General features: G+C 62.9%; 1 protein-coding gene. It reads left to right on the top strand.

Annotation, left to right across the window (positions count from 1 at the left end; all coding sequences use genetic code 11):
- Window positions 1–528 (top strand): DNA gyrase C-terminal beta-propeller domain-containing protein (locus tag B3V69_RS11165; RefSeq protein WP_296446542.1); only part of this gene is annotated, 528 nt, incomplete at its 5' end.
- Window positions 529–587: the final 59 nt, after the last annotated feature.

Genomic DNA, 587 nt, shown 5'->3' with positions numbered 1-587 from the left:
TTGCTGGAGCTGGAGAGTGGCACGCAGTTGTCGTACTACTTTGCCGGCCCTGCCAGCGCGAGCCTTTTGCTCAGCAGCTCGGGCGGCTACGGCTTTATCGCCACGGTGGAGAACATGACGTCCAGGCTCAAGGCCGGCAAAGCATTCGTCACCTGCAACCCCGGTGAAGTCTTGTGCCGACCGTCGCCGGTTGCCGGCAGCTCCGGCGCCCTGCCTTTGGTGCCCGCCACCCATGTGGCCTGCGCCTCCACCGGGGGGCGCATTTTGACCTTTGAAATCCGTGACCTCAAGGCCATGAGCAATGGCGGTCGTGGGCTGATGTTGATCGACCTGGAAGACAAAGACGCCCTGGCAGGTGCTGCCGCTTATACGCGCAGCGTGAAGATTGAAGGCATCGGCCGTGGCGGCAAGCCACGCGAGGAAACCCTGGAAATTCGCAGCCTCAATAACGCACGGGCCGCGCGCGCGCGCAAGGGCAAGGCCGCAGATTTGGGCTTTAAACCAGTGTCGATCACGCGCGTGGAGTAGCAAGACGGAGCAGCCCCTTCGGGGGCCAATCAGTCCGGTTTGACGACCTGTTCCACGGT

The organism is Rhodoferax sp. UBA5149 (assembly GCF_002413825.1).
In the GTDB taxonomy this organism is placed as follows: Bacteria; Pseudomonadota; Gammaproteobacteria; order Burkholderiales; family Burkholderiaceae_C; genus Rhodoferax.
The sequence above is the reverse complement of the archived record's forward strand: the minus strand, read 5'-3'. Positions and strand labels throughout refer to the sequence as shown.